Source organism: Brevibacillus sp. FSL L8-0520, assembly GCF_037963895.1.
In the GTDB taxonomy this organism is placed as follows: Bacteria; Bacillota; Bacilli; order Brevibacillales; family Brevibacillaceae; genus Brevibacillus; species Brevibacillus borstelensis.
Genome location: NZ_CP150171.1, coordinates 792908 through 816928 on the forward strand (window position 1 = coordinate 792908; position 24021 = coordinate 816928).

Annotated in this window: 20 protein-coding genes; 15 read left to right on the forward strand and 5 right to left on the reverse strand. The window is 53.9% G+C overall.

The window, feature by feature from the left end:
• The first annotated feature begins 172 nt into the window (after window positions 1–172).
• Genes NSQ24_RS04280 through NSQ24_RS04300 form a run of 5 tightly spaced genes read left to right on the forward strand, consistent with a single transcriptional unit; the run spans window position 173 to window position 5194 of the window.
• The gene (locus NSQ24_RS04280) at window positions 173–1300 is read left to right on the forward strand and encodes an ABC transporter substrate-binding protein (protein WP_003389420.1); all 1128 of its coding nucleotides are present in this window, start codon (window positions 173–175) and stop codon (window positions 1298–1300) included.
• An 8-nt stretch (window positions 1301–1308) separates the two neighbouring features.
• A complete protein-coding gene (locus tag NSQ24_RS04285; protein ID WP_003389419.1) occupies window positions 1309–2403 on the forward strand; it encodes an ABC transporter ATP-binding protein in 1095 nt (364 codons plus the stop codon).
• A gap of 2 nt (window positions 2404–2405) precedes the next feature.
• The gene (locus NSQ24_RS04290) at window positions 2406–3248 is read left to right on the forward strand and encodes an ABC transporter permease (RefSeq protein WP_003389418.1); all 843 of its coding nucleotides are present in this window, start codon (window positions 2406–2408) and stop codon (window positions 3246–3248) included.
• On the forward strand, window positions 3245–4045 hold the full coding sequence (locus NSQ24_RS04295) for an ABC transporter permease (RefSeq protein WP_003389417.1): 801 nt from the start codon (window positions 3245–3247) through the stop codon (window positions 4043–4045). The genes NSQ24_RS04290 and NSQ24_RS04295 overlap by 4 nt, the downstream gene beginning before the upstream one ends.
• A 12-nt stretch (window positions 4046–4057) precedes the next feature.
• Window positions 4058–5194 (forward strand): M20 family metallopeptidase, encoded by a 1137-nt coding sequence (locus tag NSQ24_RS04300; RefSeq protein WP_122957581.1) that lies wholly within the window; start codon window positions 4058–4060, stop codon window positions 5192–5194.
• A gap of 176 nt (window positions 5195–5370) precedes the next feature.
• On the opposite strand, the gene NSQ24_RS04305 is transcribed toward NSQ24_RS04300, so the two are convergent.
• The 3 genes from NSQ24_RS04305 to NSQ24_RS04315 all read right to left on the reverse strand — a co-directional run bounded on the left by NSQ24_RS04305 (window position 5371) and on the right by NSQ24_RS04315 (window position 8952).
• The gene (locus NSQ24_RS04305) at window positions 5371–6612 is read right to left on the reverse strand and encodes a branched-chain amino acid ABC transporter substrate-binding protein (protein ID WP_031932045.1); all 1242 of its coding nucleotides are present in this window, start codon (window positions 6610–6612) and stop codon (window positions 5371–5373) included.
• 235 nt (window positions 6613–6847) lie between these two features.
• Complete coding sequence (locus NSQ24_RS04310; protein WP_003389412.1) at window positions 6848–8248, reverse strand: HAMP domain-containing sensor histidine kinase; 1401 nt, start codon at window positions 8246–8248, stop codon at window positions 6848–6850.
• Window positions 8245–8952, reverse strand: coding sequence for a response regulator transcription factor (locus NSQ24_RS04315; RefSeq protein WP_003389411.1), 708 nt, complete (start codon window positions 8950–8952; stop codon window positions 8245–8247). The genes NSQ24_RS04310 and NSQ24_RS04315 overlap by 4 nt, the downstream gene beginning before the upstream one ends.
• Window positions 8953–9120: 168 nt before the next feature.
• On the opposite strand from NSQ24_RS04315, the gene NSQ24_RS04320 reads away from it, so the two are divergent.
• The 3 genes from NSQ24_RS04320 (at window position 9121) to NSQ24_RS04330 (ending at window position 11275) form a co-directional block, all read left to right on the forward strand.
• Window positions 9121–10167 carry a DUF3048 domain-containing protein gene (locus NSQ24_RS04320; protein ID WP_031932046.1) on the forward strand — a complete coding sequence of 349 codons (1047 nt, stop codon included), beginning with the start codon at window positions 9121–9123 and terminating at the stop codon, window positions 10165–10167.
• A gap of 114 nt (window positions 10168–10281) precedes the next feature.
• Entirely contained in the window at window positions 10282–10572 is a 291-nt protein-coding gene (locus NSQ24_RS04325) for a YerC/YecD family TrpR-related protein (RefSeq protein ID WP_003389409.1), read from the forward strand.
• Between the two features lie 16 nt (window positions 10573–10588).
• Entirely contained in the window at window positions 10589–11275 is a 687-nt protein-coding gene (locus tag NSQ24_RS04330) for a heptaprenylglyceryl phosphate synthase (RefSeq protein ID WP_003389408.1), read from the forward strand.
• Window positions 11276–11529: 254 nt separating this feature from the next.
• Here the strand turns inward: NSQ24_RS04330 and NSQ24_RS04335 are convergent, their stop codons facing one another.
• Entirely contained in the window at window positions 11530–12360 is an 831-nt protein-coding gene (locus tag NSQ24_RS04335; protein WP_227277827.1) for a glycerophosphodiester phosphodiesterase, read from the reverse strand.
• Window positions 12361–12708: 348 nt separating this feature from the next.
• Here NSQ24_RS04335 and NSQ24_RS04340 point away from each other — a divergent pair, with 348 nt between their 5' ends.
• The 7 genes from NSQ24_RS04340 (at window position 12709) to NSQ24_RS04370 (ending at window position 23067) form a co-directional block, all read left to right on the forward strand.
• Window positions 12709–13521 (forward strand): VanW family protein, encoded by an 813-nt coding sequence (locus NSQ24_RS04340; protein ID WP_227277826.1) that lies wholly within the window; start codon window positions 12709–12711, stop codon window positions 13519–13521.
• A 138-nt stretch (window positions 13522–13659) separates the two neighbouring features.
• Window positions 13660–15990 carry a DNA helicase PcrA gene (pcrA, locus tag NSQ24_RS04345; protein WP_024983561.1) on the forward strand — a complete coding sequence of 777 codons (2331 nt, stop codon included), beginning with the start codon at window positions 13660–13662 and terminating at the stop codon, window positions 15988–15990.
• A gap of 102 nt (window positions 15991–16092) precedes the next feature.
• A complete protein-coding gene (gene ligA / locus NSQ24_RS04350; RefSeq protein ID WP_122957583.1) occupies window positions 16093–18108 on the forward strand; it encodes an NAD-dependent DNA ligase LigA in 2016 nt (671 codons plus the stop codon).
• Between the two features lie 41 nt (window positions 18109–18149).
• Window positions 18150–19031 carry a hypothetical protein gene (locus tag NSQ24_RS04355; RefSeq protein WP_003389401.1) on the forward strand — a complete coding sequence of 294 codons (882 nt, stop codon included), beginning with the start codon at window positions 18150–18152 and terminating at the stop codon, window positions 19029–19031.
• Window positions 19032–19082: 51 nt separating this feature from the next.
• On the forward strand, window positions 19083–20150 hold the full coding sequence (locus NSQ24_RS04360) for a CamS family sex pheromone protein (protein WP_003389400.1): 1068 nt from the start codon (window positions 19083–19085) through the stop codon (window positions 20148–20150).
• Between the two features lie 264 nt (window positions 20151–20414).
• Window positions 20415–21962 (forward strand): L-glutamate gamma-semialdehyde dehydrogenase, encoded by a 1548-nt coding sequence (gene pruA / locus NSQ24_RS04365; RefSeq protein ID WP_003389399.1) that lies wholly within the window; start codon window positions 20415–20417, stop codon window positions 21960–21962.
• Between the two features lie 139 nt (window positions 21963–22101).
• Window positions 22102–23067 carry an MraY family glycosyltransferase gene (locus NSQ24_RS04370; protein ID WP_003389398.1) on the forward strand — a complete coding sequence of 322 codons (966 nt, stop codon included), beginning with the start codon at window positions 22102–22104 and terminating at the stop codon, window positions 23065–23067.
• Here the strand turns inward: NSQ24_RS04370 and NSQ24_RS04375 are convergent.
• Window positions 23057–23968 carry a sensor domain-containing diguanylate cyclase gene (locus NSQ24_RS04375; RefSeq protein WP_003389397.1) on the reverse strand — a complete coding sequence of 304 codons (912 nt, stop codon included), beginning with the start codon at window positions 23966–23968 and terminating at the stop codon, window positions 23057–23059. The genes NSQ24_RS04370 and NSQ24_RS04375 overlap by 11 nt on opposite strands.
• Window positions 23969–24021: the final 53 nt, after the last annotated feature.

The following is a 24021-nucleotide window of genomic DNA, read 5'->3' on the forward strand; positions in this document are numbered from 1 at the left end:
AGTAGTCAAGCATAATCGAAAAGCTTTCAAAAGGAAAGGGGAGAATCCTCCCTCTACTCAGACTATCTTGAATTGTCAGTATACTTATGGTAGTATAACACCAATGTTCTTGAATAGCAAACATCGTTCTCTATTCGTGAACAAAAATTGGAGATACGGGGGATGAAGACAAGTGAAGAAAAAGACATTATCGCTGCTCTCTGTTCTTGCATTGACAGGTTCACTACTCGCAGGCTGTGGTTCTTCCACTTCTGCACCGCAATCATCTGCGCCACAGGGCCAACCGGCAGACAACAAGAGTGCCGGACAAGCCGAGGCTCAATTGGAGGACACGCTGGTCATCGCGGGCAACGGGGCCACTGTCGAAAAGCTGATGAAAGACGTGATCTTCAAAAAGTTCAACGAGAAATATCCGAATGTCAAGCTGACGTACGTATCCGGCGTTTCCACGGAAATTGTCGCCAAGGTGAAGGCGCAGAAAAACTCGCCTCAAATTGACATGACCGTCATCGAGGGCGGCGAGCAGGAAAAAGGCCGCCAGGAGGGGCTTTGGGAAGCGATCTCCGAAGCGGACATTCCGAATATGAAAAATGTCCCGGATGACTTGAAGATCGCGGAAAACAGCGGCGTAACCGTCAACTTTACCCCGATGGGCATTTCCTACAACAGCGAATTGGTCAAAGAAAAAAATCTGCCGGTACCGGCTTCCTGGAATGACCTCGCCAAGCCGGAAGTAAAAGGCTATATTACGATGACTGATGTAGCAAGCAACTTCGGCCGCTCCGCGATGATCATGATGGCCTATGCAAACGGAGGCTCCGAGAAAAACATCGAGCCCGGCTTTGAAAAAATGAAAACGATTGCGGGATATATGCCTACCTTTGCGAAGAGCGCGGCCCAGCTGCAGCAAAACCTGCAAAACAAGAGCGCGGCGTACACTACCTGGACGATGGCTCGCAGCCTGACCCAAAAAGACGCCGGACTTCCGCTGGAATTCGTCTTCCCGCAAGAGGGCGGAAACATCGTTCCGAACGTAGCGACATTGGTAAAAGGGGCCAAGCATCCGAATGCGGCAAAGGCATTTATCGACTTTTTGCTGAGTGACGAGGTACAGACCATGTACGCGACGGAGCTGTACTACAATCCTGCCACTGCTGTGAAGCTTCCGGAGGATGTGGCGAAGCAATTGGAGTTTGACCGCAGCAAGGTCGTAAACTTCGACTACGATGTCATCGGGAAGGAAACGGCCAGTTGGCTGGACCGCTTCAATAAAGAAATCGCACCCATTACAGGAAAGTAGGTGTCTGTTTGAGCAAGGTGATTGATGTCGAACTGCGCAGCCTCATGAAGAAGTTTCAGAACAATATCGTGGTTCAGGACTTCAACCTGCAAGTGGAGCAGGGAGAGTTCGTCTCGTTTTTAGGGCCGTCGGGTTGCGGCAAAACGACCACGCTGAATATGATCGCCGGTTTCCTTGACCCGGATGGCGGCGATCTGCTGATCAAGGGACAGCGGATGAACGGTGTCCCTCCCTACAAGCGTGAGCTGGGAATGGTGTTCCAGACCTACTCGCTCTTTCCGCACATGACCGTAGCGGAGAATATCGCCTACGGGCTGAAGCTGCGAAAAATCAGCAAATCGCAGATCCAGGAGCGGGTGGGACGCGTGCTTGATCTGGTCAAGCTGCCGCATGTCGCAGACCGCTACCCGAAGCAATTGTCCGGAGGGCAGCGGCAGCGCATCGCCATCGCCCGTGCGCTGGTCATCGAGCCGTCCCTGCTCTTGCTGGACGAGCCGCTCAGCAATCTCGACGCGAAGCTGAGAGAAGAGCTGCGCGATGAGTTGAAACGGCTGCACCAGGAAATAGGCGTTACGACCATTTTTGTGACACATGATCAGGAAGAGGCGCTCTCCCTGTCAGACCGGATCGTCGTGATGAACCACGGCTTCATCGAGCAGATCGGCACACCGAAGGATATTTACAACCGGCCTGCTTCCGAATTTGTCCATACGTTTATCGGCAAGACCAACCGTCTCGAGGGAGAAGTCGCCGGGCATGAAGGCGACTCCTTGATCATCCAGACAATCGGCGGTCTTCTGGTAGAGGCAAAGTCTGCAAACCTGATGCTTCTCCCCGGGCAAAAAGCAACCGTTTTTATCCGTCCGGAAAAAATCAGACTGTCTGCCGATACGGCACCGGAAGGAAGAAATCGGGCCAACGGTCAGTTGAAGCTCAGCTCGTTCCTCGGTTCCTATACGGAATGCGAGGTGCAGGCAAACGGGCACAGCATATCTGTCAAGCTGCAAACGGTCGATAAAGGCGTGGAGCTCGTCCCCGGCAAGGCTGTCTCTTGCAGCTGGGATGCGGAAGATGTGCTGGTCATGCCGGCGGAGAGGGGATGACGATGAACAAAAGGCTGTCGATTCTTCTTTTGACGGCACCGAGCATGATCGTTCTGCTCGGCGTCTTTCTTCTCCCGATGCTGCTCATGCTGCTGCTCAGCTTTCAAAATGACGAGCAAGCCTTCAGCGTGGAAAACTACTTGTTGTTTGCAAAGGACCCGTATTATGCGGAGATCATGTGGAGGACGATACGGGTCAGCCTTTGGACCGTACTCTGTTCGCTGGTCCTCGGCTTTCCGGTGGCGATGTTTATGGCTCAGGCGACGGGAAAGATGCGGGGCATCGTGACCATGCTGATCCTCGCTCCCCACCTGATCAGTGTCGTCATCCGCAATTTCGGCTGGGTGGTCGTGCTCGGGGAAAAGGGTTGGATCAACGAGGTTTTGCTTGCGCTCGGACTGATCAAAGAGCCGCTCCGGTTGCTGTACAACGAGCTAGGCGTCGTAATCGGTCTGACGGACTCCTTTATCGCCTATATGGTACTGGCGATTGCGACCAGCCTGTATGCGATTGATCCGTCCTTGTCCAAGGCCGCCTCGATCCTCGGGGCATCCCGGGTGCGGACCTTTTTTACCGTGACGCTGCCGCTCAGTCTGCCGGGGCTTGTCGCCGGGACGACACTCGTTTTCAGCCTGTCCATGAGCGCATTCGTCACACCTGCACTGATGGGGGGAACGTCGGTGAAAGTCATGCCGGTAATTGCTTATGAACAGATAATGGCTACGCTGAACTGGCCGCTGGGAGCGGCGCTGGCATTTCTGCTTTTGGGCAGTACGATTTTGCTTGTGACTCTCTACACCAGGCTGATTGAGACCAAGCGATACAAAGAGGTGTTTTCGTCATGACAAAACTGAAACCGCTTGGCCTTATCACCTTTTTTGTACTCATCCTGGTAAACCTGCCGTTTCTGGTTATCATACCGAGTTCATTTACCGCGGCGGGATATCTCTCTTTTCCTCCCGAAGGCTTTTCCTGGCAGTGGTACACGATGATTCTCGAACGGCCGGAATTTATCGAATCGTTCTGGTTCAGCATCAAGCTCGCGGCCATCACCGCTGTGCTGGCAACCCTGATCGGCACGCTGGCAGCGATGGCCCTGCACAGATACAAGTTTCGCGGAAAAGGAATCATCAACGGCCTGCTGCTGTCTCCTTTGACCGTTCCATCGCTCATTATCGGGATTGCCGCGCTGCTGTTCTTTACGCGTATCGGGATAGCCGGTACGTTTACCGGGCTGCTGCTTGCGCATATACTGATTTCCATTCCGTATGTCGTTCGTCTCGTGTTGACCGGATTAAGCACGTTTGACTATACGCTGGAGAAGGCGGGCTACATGCTGGGAGCGCGTCCGCTGCGGGTGTTCTGGGACATTACCCTGCCTCTGCTGCGTCCGGCTATTGTGTCAGGGATGATTTTTTCCTTTTTGACTTCTTTTGACAACGTGACGGTATCCCTGTTCTTAGTGGCGCCTGACACGACAACGCTGCCGCTGGCTATTTTCACCTACATGCAGGAGACGCTCGATCCTTTGGTTGCGTCCATCTCTTCAGTGGTCATCCTGCTCAGTCTTTTGTTTATCGTCATCCTGGAAAAGGTGTACGGACTGGAACGGCTGTTTGGACTCAATTCTCAATCCCACTAAGGAAGAGGCACAATGGACATTCACTTATTATTGCAACAGTATCAACAGCAATTGATCGAGGATCTCAGGCAGTGTGTCAATATGGATTCGCCTTCGCGCAGCAAAGCGCTGGGGGACCGGATGGCAGACTGGTTTGGCAAAAGGTTTGTCGAGCTGACAGGCGGGCAAGCGGAGCGTATCGCCAATGAACAGTATGGAGATCAGCTGCGCTGTGTGCTCGGAAACGGCGAGAAGCGGGTGCTCGTCATTGGACATTACGATACCGTTTGGCCGGAGGGAGAGGCGGACCGCAGGCCATTTGCGATAAAAAATGGCAGAGCGTACGGCCCCGGCGTGTACGACATGAAGGCAGGCGTACTGCAGGCGTTCTACGCTTTGCGGGCCCTGCAGGAGCTGGGGCAATTCCCCGCTGACAAGCAGGTCGTTCTCCTTCTGAACAGCGACGAAGAAATCGGCAGTCCGACCTCGCGACGGTTGGTAGAACGGGAGGCGGAAGGGGCGGTAGCCAGCTTTGTTCTGGAGCCGCCAACAGAACCGCACGGCGCTCTCAAAACATGGCGGAAGGGGAGCGCCCACTTCCAGCTTCGCGTGCACGGGGTCTCCTCGCATGCCGGTGTCGATCACGCCAAAGGGGTATCGGCTATCGAGGAGATGTCCCGGATCATTCAATACTTGCATACCTTTACCGATTACGAGGTGGGCACGACGGTGAATGTCGGGCTTGTCAAAGGAGGAATCGGCTCGAATGTCGTGGCGGACTTTGCCGAGGCAGAGGTGGATGTACGGGTGATGACGCTGGAGGCTGCAAGGCAGATGGAACAGCTTTTCCACTCCTTGCAGCCGAGTCTTCCCGGTACCCGCCTGACCGTGACCGGAGGCATGCGACGACCGCCGATGGAGAGGACAGACAAGATCGGCAGGCTGTTCGCTTTGGCAAAAAGCATTGCCGAGCAAGAAATCGGGATCGAGCTGGAGGAGTCCGGTACGGGCGGTGTCAGCGACGGCAACTTTGCTGCCGCATGCGGTGTCCCGACGCTTGACGGGCTGGGGGCCAAAGGGGGCTATGCCCATTCCCCGGACGAGTTCATCGAGATCGACCAGATCCCAGTCCGGTCGGCTCTCTTGGCGAGATTGATCGAAAGATGCTGATAACAGTCCGGTCGGCGCTTCTGGTAAGACTGCTGAAAGATGATAACAGACAAACCCCTCATCCTGGCGACAAGGATGAGGGGTTTAGTTTTGGCGGCAGAGGGCCGTTTCGTTCCATAAAAAAAGAAAAGCACCATGTCTTTTTTTTCAAGACAGGTGCTTTTTCGTGTGTCCCCTTAATTTCCTGCTTCGCCCAAAAATTCGGCTTTTTCTTTTCCGTATTGATAGATGTAAACCTGGGAGTGCTTGTTGTCGCCTTTTTCGTCAAAGGTGACCTTTGTAAACAGACCGCTGAACTCGTTCGTGGCGCGGATTGCATTCATGACCTGCTCGCGGGTAGGCTTTTTGCCCCCGTTTTCTTGAATCGCCTTTTCAATTCCGTTCAAGGCGACCAGTGTAGCGTCATAAGCAAAAGGAGAGAACGCGCCTGGCTCTTTGTTGAAGGCTGCCTTGAATTTTTCTACCCATTGCTTGCCTTGCTCCTGCGAACGGATGTCGCTTACGACAGTCGCATAAACGATCCCTTCCGCAGCGGGTCCGGCGATTTTATACATATCCGCCGACTCCAATCCCTCGCCGCCCATGAATTTGCCGGTGAAGCCCTTTTCGCGGGCTTGCTTGGCGATGATGCCCATCTCCGCGTACATGCCGCCGTAGAAGACAAGATCGGGCTTTTTCGCCACCAATTGGTTGACGATTGCGCTGTAATCCTTTTCGCCTGCGGTGACCCCTTCGTAGCCGACTTCGGTTACCCCCAGGTCCTTGAATGCTTTGCGGACCTCGTCGGTCAAGCCTTGGCCATAGGCCGTTTTGTCGTGAGCGAGGTAGACCGTTGCGGCTCCCAACTTGTCTTTTGCGTATTTGGCTGCGGCAGGAGCGATCTGGTCGTTGCGAGCGACGAGCCGGTTTACGCTCTTTCTGTTCGCTTCCGTCAGCTCGACCCCGGTATTTGCAGGGGAGATCATTGCGAGCTTGCCTTCTTCATACTTGACAGAGGACGGGATGGCGACGCCTGTATTGTAGTGGCCGACCACCGCGTACACGTCCGGGTCGGAAATCAGCATTTCCGCGTTGGATACGCCGATTTTCGGGTCTGCCTGGTCGTCCTGCGGGAAGAGCTGGATCTCAAAACCAAGCTTTTTAAACGCTTCGGCACGCTCTTGCACGGCCATTTGCGCCCCGAGCTTGATGCCGTCGCCTTCGAGCGACTGGGCTCCGGACAACGGACTTTGGGTGGCAATCTTGATCACGTTCGAGCTTCCGCCTCCGGCCCCTCCTTCGGAAGACGGAGCTGATGGAGCAGAAGATGGAGCGGTGGAAGGTGACGAAGCGGTATTCCCGCCGCCGCCCGTACCACATCCGGCAACGAGCGAACTGGTCAGTAGAGCGGAGAGTAAGAGCATCGTTTTCTTTTTCACAATGAGACCCCCAAGTAATTTGTGAATAATATATATTTTTTATAAACATATCAACTGATAGTGGCCGCGTCAACGAATATTCTTTCTAGTTGAAATAATAAAAAAATACAAAACGATAAAATAGAATTATTCCATGCAAAAACAACTCGGCCGCCCCCGGTTACATAAATGTAAGACCCAAAATAAATGAAAGGCCAAAAAGCTCCGGGAGGTCCGGAGCTTTTCTGCTGGTTTGCTATCTCTTTACGGGTAGCGTAATCGTAAAGCAGGGGCCTTCCGCTTCATTGCGGACAGCGATGCTGCCTTTGTGGGCTTCAAAGACAGCGCGGGCGATGGCCAGACCGAGTCCGTGCTTGCCCGATTTCCCCTTGCGGAACCGCTGGAACAGTTGCGGGAGCAGAGCTTCTTCGATCGGCGGACCGTCATTTGCGATGGTGATGACGACCCTGTCGTCCGCTTGCCGGCCGGTCACGACCAACCGGCTTTTTGCGTAGCGCAGCTGGTTTTCCAGGATATTGACAAAGGCAGTGCTCAACTGCTCGCCATCGCCTTCGAGGATGAGGGCGGGCGGCAGATCAAGCTGCCAGGAAATGTCCGGGTTCAGCACGGAGAGCCGCTGCTCCAGCAATTGAAACATCTCCGTCACATCGACTCTGCCCATCTGCATCATTTGCGAGACGGATTCGATTTTGGTCAAGTACAAGAGCTGTCCCACGACCTTTTCCAGTCGCTTGCTTTCCTGCATGATCGTTTGCAATCCTTTTTCCGCCTGCGGGCCCTGGAAGACTCCCTCCAGCAAGCCCTGCGTGTAGCCTTGTATCGCCATGATCGGTGTCTTCAGCTCGTGGGAAATATTTTGCACAAAATGGCGCTGAGATTCGTCGTGTTCCTTCAACTGATCCTTCATCGTTTCAAAGGAGCGCGCCAATTGGCCGATCTCGTCCCCGCGATCCAGCGTGAGCGGCGTATCAAACTGTCGCCGGGCGATTTTCTGGCAGGATTCGTCCAGCGATCGGAGCGGTTTGCTCAGGTAGCGGCTGAACCAGACGGCCAGCAGCCAGCTGATCAGGAGCAGCACGACAAAGATCATGAGAAACTGCCTGGTCAGCAGCGAGTTGATTTGATTCAGCTCGCGTTCTTTGGAGAACAGCACCATATAGTAGGGAAAGCCGTGGTAGTCCATCAGCCTGCTGACGAACAGATAGTCTTCTCCCCCGCGCTCCAGGGTCCCGTGCTGGAGCTTGTTGCCGGGATAGGAGGCCGCTTTCTTGTAGAGTGCGGCCGCGTCGTTATAGGAAAACCGTTCCCTCTCCGTAATGCGGCTGCCCAGCTCTACGCCGTCGGTCGAAAAGACGATCATGTCAAACGAGTATTCATAACGAGACAGCAGCACCTGCAAAAAGTAAGGGGCGGCTGCCGGTACCGGTAACAGCTCGTTGTGCTCGTTAAAGGAGATGTGGTCGGACAGGGTGTAAAACTCCTGCTCCAGAAGCGAATACGTATTGTTGACCAGGTACTGCTTGACGGCAAAAGGAAAAACAATCCCGACTCCGATCCCCAGCACGCTGGTCAAGAGCATGAACAGGATAAGGATTTGCCGGGAGAGCGGCAGGTTTTTCAGTCGGAATTTGCTCATGTGCGGGTCATCCGGTAGCCGAAGCCATAGACAGTCTCCAGCGGAAACTTGGGCATTTTCTTGCGGATGCGCTTGACCAGATCGTCCACAGCCCGATCGGAACCGATGTAGTCCTCTCCCCAGATTGCTGTCAGGATTTGCTCGCGATTGAGCGCCAGGCCCTGATTGTGGAGGAGGTAGACGATCAGCTCAAATTCTTTAGTAGTCAGCTCGATCTGGTTCCCGTTTTCTTTTACCTGCCGTCCCTTTTCGGAGATCTGGTACGGCCCGATCGTCACCCAGTCCTCGTAGGAAGCCTGAATGGGAGCAGGGACTGCGGCCCCTCCTTTTTCATAGGTGCGCTGCAGCAGCTTTTGCACGCGAATGACGAGTTCACGCGGCAGAAACGGCTTGGCGAGATAATCGTCGCTACCCAGCTCAAGCCCGATGATTTTGTCCATGTCCTGATCACGGGCGGAAATAAAGACGATGGGCACGTCGGATTTGCCCCGGATCAGGCGCAGCAGCTCATAGCCATCGATGTCCGGGAGCATGATGTCGAGAATCCATATATGGGGCTGCTCCGGTTCTTCCAGGACGGGGAGAACCTCGGCGCCGCTTTGAAACGCGCGAACCTGAAAACCGGCGTTTTGCAGATACGATTGCAATAGCTCCAAGAGGCTGGTTTCGTCATCTACCAGATAGACGAGGTAGGGAGTTTGCATGGCTTCTTCCTCGCTTTTCATCTGAGTTTGCATAAATTGTAGCACAGTCGCGGGCCGGATGTGTGGGAGCGGCGTATGAGAATCGTGGAAAACGTGTGGAAGCAGGATTCTGTTTTCCTTTCAGAGAAAAAAAGAGGGTGCGAGAGAAAACCGGAAAGGAGCGCTTTCATGCAAAGACGCATCACACGAACTCTCATGTTGCTTTCTCTGGCGCTGCTTGCAGCGTGTTCGAACAAACCGGCTGACACGACGCCGCAGCCCGAGCAGCCGCCCGCTCCGATTGTGCAGCCGCCCTCGGCGGAACCGCCAAAGCTTCCTTACACTGCGCCGTTTACCGGCCTGGGCAGCCAGACAAGGCTGGACCAGCGGCCGATTATGGTCATGATCAACAATGCACCGCAGGCACGCCCGCAATCAGGGATTAACAAGGCGGATCTGGTATACGAAGTGCTGGCAGAAGGGGAAATGACCCGCCTTCTCGCCGTTTTCCACAGTCAAAGGCCGGAAGTGATCGGACCGGTGCGCAGCATCCGTCCCTATTTTATTCAGCTTGGAGTTGGGATCGATGCCATGCTGGTTCATGCCGGCGGCAGTCCGGATGCGCTCAACACGCTGGCTCGTTCCGATTACAGCCACCTCGACGAAATTCCCAACGGCCGCTATTTTTGGCGGGAGAAGTTTCGCCACGCCCCGCATAATCTGTATACCAAACCGGAGCTGATTGAGCAGGCGATGCTGGACAAAGGCATTCGCATGACAGGCGAGCTGCCGTACTTTCCGTTTTTGCCGGAAGATGCCGAGATCACGGAAGGGGAGCCGGCGACAAAGGTCGATCTCGTCTTTCATTCGCTCAACAAAGCAGGCTTTGTTTACGATGCAGAAAAGAAAAAGTACATGCGGCTTACAGAGGGCAAACCGCATCTTGATCTGACGACAGACGAGCAGCTCTCGACGACCAATCTGCTGGTCATTGCCGCAAAGCATCGCGTGCTGGATAGTGAAGGCCGCCGTCAGGTGGACGTCGTCGGTCCGGGAGATGGATATCTGTTCCAGCAGGGCAAGGCGAAAAAAATCAAATGGAAGCGGGCTGGCGGCGTCATCCGGGCTTACGAGGACGCTTCCATGACCAAGGAAGTGCCGCTTTTGCGCGGCAATACATGGGTTTCGATCGTGCCGAATGCCCCGGCGATGACGAGCTACCTCAAGTTTGAATAGGTTTCGGAGAATAGGGGCTTGCAGGGTGGCCCTGTTTCTTCTAAGATAATCTTGTAAGCTTTAACGCTTAAAAATTTTACAGTGAAAAAACTTCCCTATGACGGGGTGATCCTGATGCAATTGGAAAAACTAAAAGGAAAAGGGATCGAGCAGCTGTTTGAGGCCGTTCTTTCCTTGGAGACGATGGAAGAGTGCTATCAGTTTTTTGATGATCTCTGCACCATCAATGAAATGCAGTCGCTCGCACAGCGTCTGGAAGTGGCACGCATGCTGCGCAAGGGCTACACCTACAATCAGATCGAAGCGGAGACGGGAGCGAGCACGGCGACCATCTCACGCGTCAAGCGCTGCTTGAACTACGGCAACGACGGTTATCAGCTGGCGCTTGAGCGGATCGGAAAATAGGCAGGAGGCAGCACCGTTGATTGATTATCGCAGTTGGCGCCATACCTTTAAACTGGACCCGGATAAAACCATCGGAGACGATGAGCTGGAGGCTTTATGCGAATCCGGTACGGATGCCATTATTGTCGGCGGCACCTATGGCGTGACATATGACAACACGCTTGAGCTGATGTCTCGGATCCGGCGTTATGCGGTACCTGCAGTCCTGGAAATCTCTTCGCTGGATGCGGTTGTACCCGGCTTCGATTCGTATTTTATTCCGCTGGTGATCAACGCGGGGGATGCAGATTGGCTGTTTGCCCCGCACGTCAGCGGCCTCAAGGCTTTCGGCCAGTACATACATTGGGACGAGATCATTGCCGAAGGCTATCTGGTAGCCAACCCTGATTCGGGTGTTGCCAGACTGACAAAAGCCCGCCCGATAGAAGGCGCTGCGGAAGCCAAGGCGTATGCGCAGACAGCCGCAAAAATTTGCCGCCTGCCAATTGTCTATCTGGAGTACAGCGGGGCCTATGGAGATCCGGCTGTAGTCCGGGCATGCAAAAGCGGCGCCGGGGAAGCGCATCTGTTTTACGGCGGCGGCATCCGGACGGCGGAGCAGGCAGCGGAAATGGCGGCCTTGGCTGATACGATTGTCGTGGGCAATGTGATTTACGAAGACTTGCAGGCGGCTTTGTCTACCGTTCGCGCTGTGAAAAGGTAGGCGGAAGGGCTGTAGTTGGAAACAGGCATAGTGTGTTCAGCAGGAGAGACTCAGAAACGGGTCTCTCCTGTTTTGTTGGGGAGCATGTGTTTGAAATTGGAAGCATGCATGTTTCGCTCCATGCAAAATGAAAACGGCCTTGCGTCCATGTGTACAAGGACTAAGGCCGTATAATCGGCTGACGCGCTCGATTCAATCTGTCTTCCGTGACAAACAGGCGCGTTCAGACAAATGAACGATCTTTTGAACAGGTTTTACTTGTGCTTGTTGCGCGGCACGTAATCCGGGTAATCCGTGATAATGCCGTCAACGCCGGCGTCCAGCAGCGGTTCCGCTTCTTCCGGCTTCCGCACGGTCCAGACCGACATTTTCATTCCGCGTTCGCGCACGCGTTCCAGCAATTCCGGGGAAAACATTTTCAGGCTGGGATTCACATAATCTGCATAAGTGGCAAATTCGTCGAGCATCTCATCGGTCAACTGCTCTGGCTTGTTGGTCAAAACGCCGACAGGAATGTCCGGCAAAAGCTCGTGGAATGTTTTCATCGAGTCGAAGTTAAACGATTGCACGATGATCTTGTTATTTGCGGGCTTGTCCATGTTTCGCTCGCGCAAGGCATCCGCTACCATCTCTTCTACGCCCGGATACAGCTCAGGAGATTTTAATTCGATCAAGATGCCGGTTTTGCCGCGGAATTCATCGAGCACCTCTTCAAAAGTGGGGATTTGTTCGCCCGCAAATTCCGGATCGAAGTAACTGCCAGCATCCAGCTCGCGGATTTCTTCAAAGGTCAAATCCTTCACTTTTCCGGTGCCGTCGGTAGTGCGGTCCACGGTATTGTCGTGTATGACGACCATTTGCCCGTCCTTTGTCACTTGCACGTCGATTTCGATGTAGTCAGCCTTCATTTTCACTGCCTTGCGAAACGCCGCCATGGTGTTCTCGGGTGCATAGCCGGAAGCGCCACGGTGGGCGACGGTGTCTACGCGGTGGGCATGTTCATTGGGTGCTGCCACAGCTGCCAGCGGCTGGAGCAATCCGGCAACAAGTACTGCGGCCATCAACGTTTTTCCCAAGCGAATCATGTAAATCTCCTCCTCGACGTTTTTTGGCTCCCACAGGCGATGACAAAGAAAAGAGGGAGCATGGTCTGCAGGCTGGAATATGCGATGGTGTTTTCGGGGCCCCAAAAACAAAAAATCACAGATTCCCCCCAGCGTGTAAGCTGAATGGAATACTGCGAATCTCCTGTTCTCCATCACAATATTCAAAATATTCTGCTGAGTTCCAGTTTACACGAAGTCTTCCCTCAAATCTACACGGTTTGGAAAAATCATCCTTATAGCCTAAACTCTCATGCTGCTGGCATGACGGAAGATAGGGGGGATGCAGGTCTTTTGAACCTGTTCATCAACAAAAAAGGAGGGGGCTCCATGAGACCGATCAAGCGCAGCCGCTGGAGATTGGCAGCGGGTATCTGCTATTACCGCATCAAACGTTATAGAGAATGGCTCTTTGGCCGAAAAAAGTATGCCAGACTGAGAAAACCGGAGAGACTTCCTTGCCTGCATAAACATCATCAGACCCCTTTGCTAAGGCAACTGCAAAACGTCGAGATGTGGATGCAGCACAACAAAGTAACGAACCTCCGCATTGCGTCGGAGCGATTGGATGGAATCGTCGTCCGTCCGGGAGAGACGTTCTCGTACTGGAAGCTGATCGGAAAGCCGACGCGGCGCAAAGGGTATCTGGAAGGGATGCTGCTGTCGCATGGGCAGGTGCTGGCTGGTGTGGGGGGAGGCTTGTGCCAGCTGTCCAACCTGATCTATTGGATGACGCTGTTTACACCCCTTACCGTGACAGAGCGCCACCGGCACAGCTACGACGTCTTTCCTGACGCGAGCCGCACGCAGCCATTTGGCAGCGGAGCGACGTGTTTTTACAACTACCTCGATCTTCAAATTGCCAATCAGACGAACCAGGCCTTTCAGTTGCGTCTTTCGCTTGGGGGTGGCTGCCTCGTCGGAGAGTGGCTGGGCGAGTACCCGCCGACGCGGCGATACGAAGTATATGAAAAGAAACACGCGATCACTCCAGGGCTCTGGGGCGGCTACGAACGCCGCAACCTTCTGTACCGGCGCGTGTATGACCTGGAGGGCGAACTGATTGGAGACGAGTTTATTGCGGAAAACCGCGCGTATATGATGTATGAGCCGCTTTTGCCCGGCCGCGAGCCTGCAGGGTAAGACTTCAAATGTTTACTCTGTTTGCCAGCAATCCCTCCTCTGGTTTGACTGGAACTCTCCCTCGATCTGTGAGAAAATAGGAACATATGCTTTCGTTCGGGAGCGTTTTGAGAGGCAGGAAAGGTGGAAGTTATACATATGTCTACAGTTGACCGAATTATCGCCGGACTAAATCCGCAGCAGCGGGAAGCGGTCCTCACAACAGAAGGGCCGGTTCTTATACTCGCAGGTGCAGGCAGCGGCAAGACCAAGGTGCTGACCCAACGGATTGCCTATCTGATCCAGGAAAAGCGCGTGGCCCCCTGGAGCATTCTGGCGATTACCTTTACCAACAAGGCGGCCAGGGAGATGCAGAACCGCGTGGCCGCCATCATCGGCCGCGAAGCGGAGGACACCTGGATTTCTACATTCCACTCGCTCTGCGTCCGCATCCTGCGAAAAGATATTGACCGTCTGGGCATAAACCGGAGCTTCTCGATCCTCGACGCCGGCGATCAACTGTCCGTTATCAAGCAATGTCTGAAAGAATTGAACATAGATCCGAAGCAGTACGAGCCGCGCGGCCTCCTGGCGGCGATCAGCGGGGCCAAAAACGAGCTGACAGATCCAATCCGTTACTCGAATCTTGCCGGAGATGCCTACTCGATGGTCGTCGCGAAGGTATACGAGCTGTACCAAAAGAAACTGAAAAACAACCAGTCCCTGGACTTTGACGACCTCATCATGACAACTGTCCGGCTGTTTAAGGAAGTGCCGGAGGTTCTCGAATACTACCAAAAGAAATTCCGCTACATCCATGTCGATGAGTATCAGGATACGAACCGGGCCCAGTACATGCTCATCTCCATGCTCGCGGACAAATTCCGCAACGTCTGCTGCGTCGGGGATGCCGACCAGAGCATTTACAAGTGGCGCGGGGCGGATATATCCATCATTTTGAACTTTGAAAAGGATTATCCGGAAGCGAAATTGATCAAACTGGAGCAAAACTACCGCTCGACCAAAACGATTTTGCAGGCGGCCAACCAGGTGATCGCAAACAACGTCATGCGCAAGGAGAAAAAGCTCTGGACGGAAAACGAGGCAGGGGAAAAAATCACTTGCTTCCAGGGGGATTCCGAGCACGACGAAGCGTATTTCATCGTAGATACGATCCGCAAGCAGATGCCCATTTACAAGCGGTACGACAAATTCGCCGTCCTTTACCGGACCAACGCCCAGTCCCGCGTGGTCGAGGAAGTGTTCATCAAATCGAATATCCCTTACACCATCGTGGGCGGCACGAAGTTCTACGACCGCAAAGAGATTAAAGACATTTTGGCTTATTTGCGGGTGATCTCCAATCCGGATGACGACATCAGCCTGACGCGGATTATCAATGTGCCGAAGCGAAATATCGGCGATACGACAGTGGAAAAGCTGCAGGCTTACGCGAATGCCCATGGCCAATCCCTGTACGGCGCGATCCAGGAGGCGGGCTATATGGGACTGCCGGCACGCACGACCAATGCGATCCTTTCATTTAATGACCTGATCACCAACCTGATGCAGATGACCGACTATCTGTCCGTGACCGAGCTGGTGGAGGAAGTGCTGAAGCGAACCGGATACCGCGAGATGCTGAAGGAAGAAAAAACGCTGGAGTCCGCGGCGCGGCTGGAGAACATCGAGGAGCTTTTGTCCGTTACCCAGGAGTTTGAGCGGAAGAACGAGGACAAGAGCCTGCTTGCCTTCCTGACCGACCTCGCTTTGGTAGCCGACATTGACACTTTGTCGGATGACGGCCAGACCGAGGAGGAGGTATCCGCTGAAGGCCAGGTCGTCCTGATGACGCTGCACAGCGCCAAGGGTCTGGAGTTTCCGGTCGTCTTTCTGGCGGGAATGGAGGAAGGCGTATTCCCTCATAGCCGTTCGCTGTTCGACGACGCGGAGATGGAGGAAGAAAGACGCCTCGCCTATGTAGGGATTACCCGGGCCGAGGAGCGGCTGTATTTGACATCGGCGCGGATGCGGACCTTGTTTGGCCGTACCAATGTGAATGCGCCCTCGCGCTTTTTCAAGGAGATTCCTGCCGAGCTGTTGGAAGGAAGCCCTGTTCAAGAATCAGGCGGGATGCAGGGAGGCTCCTTTGGACAGCGCGGTTACGGCCAGCGAGACGGGTTTGGCCGCTATGGAGCGGGTCAGGCGGATGCGGGGACAAAGTCCGCTTTTGGACAACGCACCGGCACTACAGGCACCTCTGCCTTTTCCCGTCCGGCCATGGCCGCTCCGACCAAATTGCAAGGCCATGGCGGCGGCTCCGGCATCGATTGGAAGGTAGGCGACAAGGTAAAGCACGGCAAGTGGGGCACCGGTACGGTCGTCAAGGTGAAAGGAAGCGGAGACGATACGGAGCTGGATATCGCTTTCCCGAGTCCGACCGGAATCAAAAAGCTGCTGGCAAAATTTGCTCCGATCGAGCGGGGATAGTATTCTATACGGTACAGAATCTTTTGCAAGCAAGCTGAATCACGAAAGCGATTTGCCCGGGAAGCGCTCGGGCTTGATACGGAATAGCAAAGGATGAACGAAATGGATCGATTGACGGCGGAAGCACGAATTCTTGAATTGCGGAAACAAATTGAGCATCACAACCGTCTGTATCATACAGAAGACCGCCCGGAAATTACCGACCAGGAATACGATAATCTGGTAAGGGAACTGCAAGGCTTGGAAGACCTTTTTCCCGACATGGTCACGCCCGATTCTCCGACGCAGCGGGTGGGCAGCGCACCGCTGGCCGCTTTTGAAAAAGTGGTTCACAAAACGCCGATGCTCAGCCTGGGCAATGCCTTTGGCGAGGAGGATTTGCGCGATTTCGACCGCCGTGTGCGCCAGGCGGTAGGCAATCAAAACGTCCGCTATGTCTGCGAATTAAAGATTGACGGCTTGGCGATTTCCTTGCACTATGAGGACGGAGTATTTGTCAAGGGAGCGACTCGCGGCGATGGGACGACAGGCGAGGATATTACGCAAAATCTGCGGACGATCCGTTCGATTCCGCTCCGGCTGACCCGCCCAGTGACTATCGAGGTGCGCGGTGAAGCGTTTATGCCGCGTGCAGCCTTTGAGAAGCTGAACAAGGAACGGGAGGAACGCGGAGAAGCCCTGTTTGCCAACCCGCGCAACTCCGCAGCCGGATCGCTTCGTCAGCTCGATCCGAGGATTGCGGCTTCCCGCCAGTTGGACACCTTCATCTATGCCATCGGCGATTTGCAGGGAGTCGATGTCGAGTCCCACAGCGAAGGGCTGGATCTGTTGGAGTCGCTCGGCTTCAAAGTAAATAAAGAACGGCGCACATTTGACAACATTGATGACGTGATTGATTTTGTGAACAGTTGGGTGGAAAAACGACCGCAGCTCGCATACGATATCGACGGTATGGTCATTAAAGTAGACAGCTACGTTCAGCAGCAGGAGCTTGGCTTTACGGCGAAAAGCCCGCGCTGGGCGGTGGCGTACAAATTCCCGGCAGAGGAAGCGATTACCGTATTGAAAGGGATCGAAGTATCTGTCGGACGCACTGGCACGGTTACTCCTACCGCGATTTTGGAGCCGGTCAGTCTGGCTGGCACCACGGTAAAGCGGGCCTCGCTGCACAACGAGGACATCATCCGGGAAAAGGGACTGTTGATCGGCGACCATGTCATGGTCAAAAAAGCAGGCGACATCATCCCGGAAATTATCGCTGTCCTGCCAGAGAGACGCGACGGAAGCGAGACGCCTTTTGCAATGCCCACGCACTGCCCTGAGTGCGGCAGCGAGCTGGTGCGCCTGGAAGAAGAGGTGGCGCTCCGCTGCATCAATCCGATGTGTCCGGCGCAAATCCGCGAAGGCATCATTCATTTTGTCTCCCGTCAGGCGATGAACATCGAGGGCTTGGGAGAAAAGGTCGTCGCTTCCCTTTTTGAAAAGGACATCATCCGCAGCGTAGCCGACCTGTACTATCTGCACCAGCAGCGCGACGTTTTGCTCGGGCTGGAGCGGATGGGGGAAAAGTCGGTTGACAACCTGCTTACCGCCATCGAGACCAGCAAGGAAAATTCCCTGGAGCGGCTGCTCTTCGGACTGGGCATTCGCCTCGTGGGTGCCAAGGCGGCGCGCGTACTTGCCGAGCACTTTGGCGAGATGGACGGCATCATGGCCGCAAACGAAGAAGATTTGACCGTGATTGATGAGATCGGACCGAAAATGGCGTCCAGCATCGTAGGCTACTTCCGCCAGCCGCAGGCCCAGGCGGTAATCGAGCGGCTGAAGGCTGCCGGTGTCAATATGAGCTACAAAGGCATTCGTGTCGAGGCTGGAGCGGATTTGCCGCTTTCCGGCAAGACTGTCGTATTGACTGGTACGCTTGCGACGATGACGCGGCAGGAAGCCGAAGAAGCGATTGCCCGTTTGGGCGGAAAGGTGACGGGCAGCGTGAGCAAGAAAACGGACCTGGTCATCGCCGGTGAAAAGGCAGGCTCCAAGCTGGAGAAAGCGGAAAAGCTGGGAGTGTCTGTCATGGATGAAGCAGGCTTTAGAGAATTGCTGGAGAGTCAAGGATAAGACCTGGCTAGTGGGAGAGAACGGGAAGGGGTGTAGTCGGCATGAAAGGCTTGCTGCGATGGGGAATGATCTTGATGGCAGGGGCACTTTTGGCAGGTTGCGGCGAAAGCGGGCGGAGCAAGCCGATACAGCCGCCCGTAACTGCCGCGGCTCTGCCCGGAGATTTGACCTATCAGGATGTTCTGCAAAAGGGCGAGGTCGTACACAACTTATCCATGACTCCGGATGCCCAGCACATCTGGGTAGGAACACATGCCGGACTTTATCATTCGGCAGGCGGAGGAGTCTGGGGACTATTGTCTCCCGAGCTTGAGCAGAAGGACGTGACAGGCTGGTTTGTCGATCCGAATAATCCCCAGCACATTTTTGCCGCTGGAAACAACGGTGTGCTGCGCTCGACTGACGGCGGGAAGAAGTGGGCCAAATTGGGGAAAGGCTTGCCTGAGCCTGCCGAAATCCGCAGCTTTGCAGGCATTCGGGAAGGCGATCAGATCCGCCTGTTCGCATTTGTAACGGGTGAGGGGATTTACCAGTCGTCGAACGGGGGCAACGAGTGGAGCCTATGGCTGCCGCTTGATCAGGAAGTGTATGCGATGGATTACGATCCGATGGAAAACCGCCTGTATGTGGCTGCCCAATTCAACCTTCTCTATCATGAAGATGGGCAGTGGAAAACAGAAGTCGTCCCGAATGCCCAGCAGGTATATTCGCTCACGGTGGACAGAACGAGCGGAATCCTCGCTGTCGCAACAGATCAGGGGATTATGGAAAAAATAGATGGCAGCTGGCAGCAGCTGGATGCCAAGTCTCCTGAGACGCTGATCGTGATCTCTCCCGGCGCCGGTGATTACAGGTGGGTCGGGATCGGTGAGTCGGCCTTTGTCTATACATTGTCGAACGGCAAATGGAAGAAATGGAATTGATAAAACATGAAGAGGCTTCGGCCTCTTTCGTTGTGTAAGGAGTTTGGATGGATGAAAGCAAAACGATGGATGTACATGTTGCCGCTGACGTTGATTTTGGCCATGACGGCTGCAGGCTGCTCGCTTCTGCCAGGAGGAAAAGGTCAAGAGGAATCGCAGCCCGCAAGCCCTTCGCTTTCCCCTGTTGTGGAAGTTTCGGAGGATTATTACGGCAGCATTCCGCCCTACCAACCAAACCAAACGCGCGGAATACTGGCCAGCACGATTTATCGGATCGACTTCAGCCACCTGGAGCTCGGACTGATGGAGATTGCGCGCGATACCTTCCCTACGTCCGATTATTTGTTCCAGGAAGGCCAGTTCATCACAAAAGATCAGGTAAGGGACTGGATCGCGCAAGAAAAGGCCGGGGGTCCCAACGGCAAGGGGAAAACCAGCAGCCTTGTTCACGTGCTTGAGCACGATTATCTGAGCAAGGACAAGCAGCAACTGGCCGGAATGGTACTCGGACTCTCCCTGTCCCCGGTTTACCAGGATGCGACGGGGCAGGAGAAAACCTATACGACGGACGAACTGCGGGCAAAGGGACAGCAGTTGGCGTCAAAAATCGTACAGAGTGTTCGAGCCAACTCTACAGAAGTCCCGATTGTAATCGCTTTGTTCCAGGTGCCAGAGCCAAATTCCACGCTGATTCCGGGCAAGTTCATCATGTCCGGTACGGTGAATGCAGGTGAGTCTTCAATCGGAAAATGGCAGCCCATTGACGAAGAATTCTACCTGTTCCCGAGCAGCGACGCCGAAAAAGCATATCCCCAGCAAGCCCTGCAGTACGACAAGCTGAAGCGTCAAACGCAGTCTTACTTCAAAGAGTATATCGGAATGACCGGAATCGGCCGTTTTATGGGCGGCAGACTCACCGAGTTGACGATTACGGCTACGGCTGAGTACGATTCCCGGACGCAAGTCCTGCAATTTACGCAATTTGCAGCTTCCGCAATTGAACAGACCTTTGACAAGAACGTCCACGTCAATCTGTATGTTCAGACGATTAATCAGCCGCTGGCCTTGTATGTTCGGCCAACCAGCGGGGAACCATACATGCATATTTACAGAAAATAACAAAGAGCAAAAACGCCCTTTCCTTTTCATTCGGAACGGAGAGGGCGTTTTTTCGCGTAGAATGACAGATGATATGAACACATTTGTTTAGAAGTGTTCAGTGATTTGGACACGAATGTTCATAACCCGATACATAAGAAACCCTGTTGTTTTTCGAGAAAAATGCAAACACTAACACGGCGAAAAGAATCCAGCCAAATTGGTATGATCCTTGCATATAAATTTGGATGACAAGAATGGAAGAATGATAAGGAGGTTTTCCAGATGCAAGTCGAATTCAAAAATGAACCGTTTACCAATTTTAGCTTGCCGGAAAATAAAAAGGCATTTCAAGAGGCGCTCGCAAAGGTAGAGAGCGAGCTGGGCCGTGAATACGACATCATCATCGGCGGAGAGCGCATCAAAACCGAAAAGAAATCCCGCTCCATCAACCCTTCCAATAAAGAGCAAGTAATCGGCGTAGTATCCCAGGCTGACCAAGCCCTGGCTGAAAAAGCAATCCAGACTGCCGCTCAGACATTTGAAACCTGGAAGGCTGTACCGCCGCAAGCGCGTTCCCGCTATCTGTACAAAGCGGCTGCCATCCTTCGTCGCCGCAAGCATGAATTCTCTGCTTGGCTGGTAAAAGAGGCAGGCAAAAGCTGGGCGGAAGCAGATGCCGACACGGCTGAAGCAATCGACTTTATGGAGTACTACGGCCGTCAAATGGATAAGCTCGCCGAGCGCCATCCGCTGACCCGCATCCCGGATGAAGACAACGAGCTGTATTACGTGCCGCTTGGCGTAGGGATTGTCATTCCGCCTTGGAACTTCCCGCTCGCGATCATGGTAGGGATGACGACTGCAGCTCTGGTAGCGGGAAATACTGTCGTGCTGAAGCCGGCGTCCACCACTCCGGTAATTGCTGCGAAATTCATGGAGATCCTGGAAGACGCAGGCGTACCTGCAGGGGTTGTCAACTTCGTACCAGGCTCCGGCGGCGAAATCGGCGACTATTTGGTTGAACATACGCAAACCCGCTTTATCAGCTTCACAGGCTCCCGTGACGTCGGTCTGCGCATCAATGAACTGGCTGCGAAACACCGTCCGGGTCAAAAATGGATGAAGCGTCTCGTAGCGGAAATGGGCGGAAAAGACTCCATCATCGTAGACAATGACTGCGATCTGGAAGCGGCTGCTCAAGCAATCGTTGCTTCCGCATTCGGTTTCTCCGGCCAAAAATGCTCTGCTTGCTCCCGTGCCATCGTTCACCAGGACGTGTACGACAAGGTCCTGAACCGGGTGGTTGAGCTGACCAAGCAGCTGACTGTCGGCGATGTGGTAAACCCTGATTTCTACACCGGTCCGGTTGTGGATGAAAAGGCGTACAACAAAATTCTCGAGTACATCGAGATCGGGAAAAAAGAAGGCAAGCTGATGGCAGGCGGAGAGAAAGGGCCAGAAAACGGCTACTATATCATGCCGACCGTATTTGCTGATGTAGAGCCGCAAGCCCGCATCATGCAAGAAGAGATCTTCGGACCAGTCGTGGCCTTCTGCAAAGCAAAAGACTTTGATCATGCGCTGGAAATCGGCAACAACACCGAATACGGCCTGACCGGCTCCGTGTTCAGCCGCAACCGTGCACATCTGGAGAAGGCACGCAGCGAATTCCACGTAGGGAACCTGTACTTCAACCGCAAATGTACAGGCGCACTGGTGGGCGTGCATCCGTTCGGCGGTTTCAACATGTCCGGTACGGATTCCAAAGCTGGCGGCCCGGATTACCTGCTGCTGTTCACGCAAGCAAAGCTTGTTTCCGAAAAACTGTAGTTCGTTCTGCTTTACAAAAAGCTGCCTGTTTTACGGGCAGCTTTTTTATGTTGCGCCTGTGACCCAATCGCGATTTGCATCGCTATTTCATCCCGTTTTTGTTCACACTAAGCAAAAATGGTCTAGGTGGGTGAAAGGCATGCTATCTTATTTGGTCCCGGGGGTAGCGGTGTTTTTTCTGGTTTGGCTGCTGATGCCTGCAGCCAGAGCCATAGCATGGAAGACAAAGCTGCTCGATATTCCCCAGGGACGGAAAGGTCATACCCGGCCAATGCCGTTGTCCGGGGGACTGGCGATGTTCGTCGGAGTCGCAGTGGTGACCATTTTTTTTGCAGGACTGCAAAAATTGGTGGCAGTTTTGATCATTGGCAGCTTGCTCCTGATGGCGGTCGGCTGGGCCGATGACGCGTATAAGGCGCGTAGAAAGGAATTCCCTGCTCTGCCCAAGCTGTTGGTACAGGTATTGGTAGGTTTGCTGGCTTTCGTCTGCGATATCCGTTTTCGCGGCATATCCTTTCCGTGGCTGGGCGGTGACACGGGTGACTATTATCTGTTTCCCGTCTGGCTCTCCTGTCTGGCAACAGTGATCTGGATTACGGGCTTGATCAACATGGTCAACTTCCTGGATGGCGTTGACGGTCTGGCTTCCGGAGCGACGGTCTTTTCCGCGATCACGCTGTTTTTTCTCGCATATGTTAAAGGACAGGGCCTTACAGCTTTGATTGCCGTCGTTCTGGCAGGTGCCGCGCTTGCCTTTTTGCGATTCAACTTTTTTCCTGCACAAATGTTCATGGGGGATATGGGCTCGATGTTTCTCGGATATGCCCTGGCTCTGATTTCTCTGGAGGGTGCGATGAAGGGAGCGACTCTGATCACACTGGTCGTGACGGTCCTCGCATTGGGACTGCCGGTCGTTGATACCGTCCAAGTGATGATCAGCCGAGCATTGGCAGGGTCGCCGATGTACCAGGCCGACCGTCGGCATGTGCACCATCGTTTGATGTCGCTTGGCTTGTCCGCCAAACAAACGGTTGTCGTCCTGTATGTGGTGAGCTTTATCTTTTCTGCGCTTTCGCTGCTGTTGTTCTTCTGGATTATTCCGTAGGAGCAGAGTAAAAACAAAATTGGTTGCGTCCGGCTTCCTTGGCTCGGTAAAGGGCTTTGTCTGCGTGGCGGAGGAGCTGGGAGGAATCTGGGCCGTCATTTGGAAAAAGGGCAATGCCGATGCTCATCGTCAAGTGAAAACGATGCTGCTGAATCAGAAAAGGCTTTTTCAACGCCTCCAGTACGCGGCTGGCCACTTTGGCTGCCTCCTCGGCCGTATCCAAAGAGGTGAGCAAAAGGACGAATTCATCCCCGCCCAGCCTGGCAACAGTATCCACATCCCGTACACACGAGGTGAGCCGTTTGGCGAGTACGCGAAGAAACTCATCTCCCACGTCATGTCCCCAGGTATCGTTGATTTCTTTAAAGTAGTCGCAGTCCAGGTAGAGGACGGCGAGCTGATTGCCTTTTCGGGTCGCCTGAGACATCGCCTGCTGCATCCGATCCAGCAAAAGGCGGCGATTGGGAAGGCCAGTCAAAACATCATGGTACGCCATGAATTCAAGCTGGGTCTCCAACTGCTTGCGCTCTGTAATATCCCGGGTCACAGCAAACACATGGGTACAGACACCCTCACTGTTATAGATCGGGGTGAGAACGGACTCGCCAATGATTTCGTCGTAAGTCGTATAATGTGTCGGTTTGCCGCTTGCCACTGCCTCCCGATACATGCTGTTCAAATTGGCTGCTTTTTCGTCGGAATACACTTCTTCGATCAGCCTGCCGTAGGCTTCTTCTGTCAGCCGGGCGGCCTGCATGGCAGGAGGGTTCATCAGGACGTAGCGAAAACGGGTTCCCTCTTCTACCGACATAAGAAAAACCATATCGGACATATATTGAAAAAAGCAGGATAATACATCGCCGTATTGATGGATGAGGTTCTCAATATCGCGCTTTGTCATGATTGTCTCTCCTGTAAGTCATGCTGTATTTCCATCTTAGTATAGCAAATGAA

What these genes read in the sequence shown, in the direction of transcription:
- NSQ24_RS04290 (WP_003389418.1), top strand. Translation starts at nt 2,406, where the DNA reads ATGAACAAAAGGCTGTCGATTCTTCTTTTGACGGCACCGAGCATGATC.
- NSQ24_RS04295 (WP_003389417.1), top strand. Translation starts at nt 3,245, where the DNA reads ATGACAAAACTGAAACCGCTTGGCCTTATCACCTTTTTTGTACTCATC.
- NSQ24_RS04300 (WP_122957581.1), top strand. Translation starts at nt 4,058, where the DNA reads ATGGACATTCACTTATTATTGCAACAGTATCAACAGCAATTGATCGAG.
- NSQ24_RS04310 (WP_003389412.1), bottom strand. Translation starts at nt 8,248, where the DNA reads ATGAGCAAATTCCGACTGAAAAACCTGCCGCTCTCCCGGCAAATCCTT.
- NSQ24_RS04315 (WP_003389411.1), bottom strand. Translation starts at nt 8,952, where the DNA reads ATGCAAACTCCCTACCTCGTCTATCTGGTAGATGACGAAACCAGCCTC.
- NSQ24_RS04320 (WP_031932046.1), top strand. Translation starts at nt 9,121, where the DNA reads ATGCAAAGACGCATCACACGAACTCTCATGTTGCTTTCTCTGGCGCTG.
- NSQ24_RS04325 (WP_003389409.1), top strand. Translation starts at nt 10,282, where the DNA reads ATGCAATTGGAAAAACTAAAAGGAAAAGGGATCGAGCAGCTGTTTGAG.
- NSQ24_RS04335 (WP_227277827.1), bottom strand. Translation starts at nt 12,360, where the DNA reads ATGATTCGCTTGGGAAAAACGTTGATGGCCGCAGTACTTGTTGCCGGA.
- NSQ24_RS04340 (WP_227277826.1), top strand. Translation starts at nt 12,709, where the DNA reads ATGAGACCGATCAAGCGCAGCCGCTGGAGATTGGCAGCGGGTATCTGC.
- pcrA (WP_024983561.1), top strand. Translation starts at nt 13,660, where the DNA reads ATGTCTACAGTTGACCGAATTATCGCCGGACTAAATCCGCAGCAGCGG.
- ligA (WP_122957583.1), top strand. Translation starts at nt 16,093, where the DNA reads ATGGATCGATTGACGGCGGAAGCACGAATTCTTGAATTGCGGAAACAA.
- NSQ24_RS04355 (WP_003389401.1), top strand. Translation starts at nt 18,150, where the DNA reads ATGAAAGGCTTGCTGCGATGGGGAATGATCTTGATGGCAGGGGCACTT.
- NSQ24_RS04360 (WP_003389400.1), top strand. Translation starts at nt 19,083, where the DNA reads ATGAAAGCAAAACGATGGATGTACATGTTGCCGCTGACGTTGATTTTG.
- pruA (WP_003389399.1), top strand. Translation starts at nt 20,415, where the DNA reads ATGCAAGTCGAATTCAAAAATGAACCGTTTACCAATTTTAGCTTGCCG.
- NSQ24_RS04370 (WP_003389398.1), top strand. Translation starts at nt 22,102, where the DNA reads ATGCTATCTTATTTGGTCCCGGGGGTAGCGGTGTTTTTTCTGGTTTGG.
- NSQ24_RS04375 (WP_003389397.1), bottom strand. Translation starts at nt 23,968, where the DNA reads ATGACAAAGCGCGATATTGAGAACCTCATCCATCAATACGGCGATGTA.